Source organism: Leptolyngbya sp. FACHB-711 (assembly GCF_014695615.1).
GTDB lineage: Bacteria > Cyanobacteriota > Cyanobacteriia > Elainellales > Elainellaceae > Leptolyngbya_A.
This window is the reverse complement of record NZ_JACJOR010000461.1, coordinates 1-3394: the sequence shown is the minus strand read 5'-3', so window position 1 is coordinate 3394 and position 3394 is coordinate 1. Positions and strand designations below refer to the sequence as shown.

General features: G+C 45.0%; 4 protein-coding genes. 2 read left to right on the top strand and 2 right to left on the bottom strand.

Translation table 11 applies throughout. The annotated features are described in order from the left end of the window. The coding region (locus tag H6F80_RS21075; RefSeq protein WP_190793489.1) for a DDE-type integrase/transposase/recombinase at positions 1–399 on the top strand (399 nt) is incomplete at its 5' end. A gap of 349 nt (positions 400–748) precedes the next feature. Here H6F80_RS21075 and H6F80_RS21070 read toward each other — a convergent pair. Together H6F80_RS21070 and H6F80_RS21065 are read right to left on the bottom strand one after the other, a co-directional pair. Further along, positions 749–1726: a hypothetical protein gene (locus H6F80_RS21070; protein ID WP_190793488.1), complete on the bottom strand. Its 978-nt coding sequence runs from the start codon at positions 1724–1726 to the stop codon at positions 749–751. A 194-nt stretch (positions 1727–1920) separates the two neighbouring features. Next, a complete protein-coding gene (locus H6F80_RS21065; protein ID WP_190793487.1) occupies positions 1921–2448 on the bottom strand; it encodes a hypothetical protein in 528 nt (175 codons plus the stop codon). 274 nt (positions 2449–2722) lie between these two features. Between H6F80_RS21065 and H6F80_RS21060 the strand changes: the two genes are divergently transcribed. Then, a complete protein-coding gene (locus tag H6F80_RS21060) occupies positions 2723–3232 on the top strand; it encodes a hypothetical protein (RefSeq protein ID WP_190793486.1) in 510 nt (169 codons plus the stop codon). The last annotated feature ends 162 nt before the right edge of the window (positions 3233–3394 follow it).

Here is a 3394-nt window from a genome sequence, read left to right as displayed (position 1 = left end):
TTTATGCTGAGCGCCAAGCGAGATGCGAAAGCTGCCGCAAGATTCTTTCGCAAAGTCCTGAAAGGTCAGCACACTCATGCTCCACGGGTCATTACCGTTGATCAGAATGCGGCTTATCCCGTCGCAACCGAGATGCTGAAAGGGGATGAGGTAATTGATCAGAAGACAGAGCTGAGGCAGAGCAAATACTTAAACAATATCGTTGAGCAGGATCATCGAAACATCAAGCGCATTGTGAAGCCGATGATGGGGTTCAAGACGTTTAACAGTGCCAGGAGAACCTTAAGTGGGATCGAGGCAATGAATATGATCCGCAAAGGACAGGTTAATGGTATCGATCGAGGGGACAGTGTCTCTCAAGCTAGGTTTGTTGAAGCAATGTTCGGAATCGGTGCTTGAAACAACGAGACAGGTATAGCTCGTTTGTCACTCCATCGTTTTTGCGACACAACCCAAAATCCTTCATTCAGATAGATACCCCATCACCATACAAATTTTCTGAGGTTATTGTTCCCGCTAATACAAATAACTATCTTTACCCCATATGTCATCGTTCAGGGAGTGCTGCTCTCAACAGGCAGTAATGATGGGACAGGTTGTTCCTGCTGAACAGCCTGACACAAGCCAAAGGGATGTCAGTCCGAGTTCAATGTTCTAGGAGTTTTCCCAATTTCATTAAATTAAATTGCCCAGTCGGTCAAAATCAATATCAGCAGCAGATGACCATATTATTGCTGCCAGCAGAAAATTAGATATCTAGACTACAATCAATTTTTGGAAAGTATGGACAAGATGATCCTGGGACCCAGGAGAGTCGATTGGGTGTCGGAGCAACCATGAAAATACTGCTAACTGGCACTTGAAAGCTAATAAAGCCATGCATATCGAGAACAAGATATTTTGCCTTTTCTCCAGAGAAATTGGTTTCAACAACTATCCCTCTATGCCCTCTATTCTCAAAAGGATTATCACACAGCCATACTTCTCCCTTTGGCAAATATTCAAGTAACGCCAACCACTGTGCGAGTGTCAGAGTAGTGCTTGGTATTTCAGGCAATCGATATCCTTGATATCCTGGTTCTACAACGACTCCAACAGGAGTCAGCTCGTAAAGGGCATGTACTCTGCGCTGACGATCAATGACGATTCCATAACAGCAAGGAATAGATAATAAGTGCTGACCAGAATAAGGGTTATCACGGTATTTTTTAATTCGTAAATCATCCTCGTTGTATTGGTTCCACAGCGAATTTCTTATTCCACCCGCAACTTGATCAAGATTATCCCCCCAATGAATAGCAGTTGAAATCTGCTGCGGCATGGATGAGTCTATGATATAGCCCAAAAATTGGGGTGATCCATCTTCGACCTGAGAAATAAGCATATCCTCCTGCTGATACAAAGGACTATGGCAAAGTATGTAATTACCAGGAGTAGTATTCAACCCAATTAACCGAGCAAGGTTTAGAGAAATAACATATCCCCCTCGATTAGTACTAAATGGATACTCAGAAGGCGGTGCTTCTTGCTTTGACAGAAACGAGATCTTATCAAAAGGAGAGGACTCAATCACCACATCTACATCTGTAACCGTGTAATTGAGAGAACGATTTTTCAAGTCATGCAAAAAATACTCTAAATAAGTAGGAATTAAAGGAAGTTGATCAAGAGGCAGGTTTAGCGCCCTTAGCCACTGTTCTTTAGTATTTAAAGTAGGTGGTAACATTCAGTAGGATTCCCAGAGTAAAAATATTGAGTCAGATTTAACACACCCTAATTGTTTCACTTATCGAAGTACACTACTGCTAGAACTGATCAGAATGGTCAAGTGACGCAGAACTTGCATGATTTTGGAAACAATATAATCTGCTGAAGTGATGAACAGCGATCAAAGGGGAAGTTTCCACAGGCAAAGCTCCGTTACGGAATTGTAAGATTTAACCCATGCTGCTGGCTAATCATCCGTAGCGTCGCTGTCACACCTCCGTTGAGACATGCTGCATCTAGTGACTCAACCGTATCTTCATTGTCAAACCATCCACCTGTAATCCTGACCTGAGGAGCAGACCAAAGTTCTTGCTCTGGGAATGGGTCTTGACTTTGAACAATCCAACCCGATCCTTCAGGGCGAATCATAGCACCCGCTAAGGGCTGAAGCGACAAATGATCACTTCCAGGATAAACAACAATCCGGTAGCGATGAGCATACGCAATCCGAGCCATTCCACCCAACGTGTCACGCACAACGCAGGCATAGCCGACAGGTATGGGTTGAATGCCACCGCGTGGGATCGAAACCCCTTGAAACATCCAACTGAGACTGGTACTCCCCCCTAAGCTTTGCGCTCCATATCGAGTATTGGCAAGGGCTTTTGAACCACCCAGGACGGCTAAAGTACCAGCCAGCAATAAACTAATCCACTTTTCAGGATGCTTGACAAGGTTCATAGATATCCCATTAATTCACTGAGAGCGACAAACACAGGCTGTAGCAACTGTATTGATAAATCATTTGCCTACGGCAAAACGCGATCGACAACCAGATTCAGCAGTCCCTCTCCTAATATTCCCGGCAAACGCCTACATGCTCCATAGGAATTCGTTACTTGCCATTGGAGCTACCTGAAATGCAAGCGCAATCAAATGATTTGATAGCGAACATAGCGTAGCGGGAATTCTAGAAGAAGGAATTCGGTGACGTGCCAGATAAGGGGTGATTACCATGAGGATTTGCTGGAAATTTTGGCTGACGATCGCGACTGCTGCATCAGCTTGTGTCCTATCCACGGCGACAAATGCTGGGGCATCAACCGCACTGCCAATGCGCCTGATGTTTGATGAGGGCATGATGGAAATGGTTGTCCCAGACACAAACACGACTGCTTCTGCTTATGGCGGACATCTTCGGATTTATGACGTGCATATTGCCAAGATGTTTGAAGTCACCCACAATCTGTGCCAAACGGGACGAGTTGGCGGGGGGATCGGTTGGAGTTATTTTTCAGGCAATGGCAGCATTAATATGGGGAACTTTCGGATTTCCTGTGATCTTGCTGCAAACCTTGCTGTTGCTTACGGATTGGGCACACCAGAGCATACAGTCATTTACTGGTCAGGTGGGGAAGGCTTTCCAGGACGAACGCAGGTCTTTGATGTCCCAATTTTTAATATCACAGGCGGTAAAGTTAACCGCTGGATGAGTTTCGTTCAAACCTTTGGTCCCACTCGTTAGAAAATTTTCCTCGTCCTGCTCAATTCCCCATATCTGCATTACTGATGAAAATTTTTCGATTTGCTACAGCTAGCGCAGTTGTGCTTTTTGCCATTCTCCCCGTTCAAGCGCAGAATGTGAACTCGTCACCCTTTGGGGCAGCGGTGTTTGAACGGTGGATTG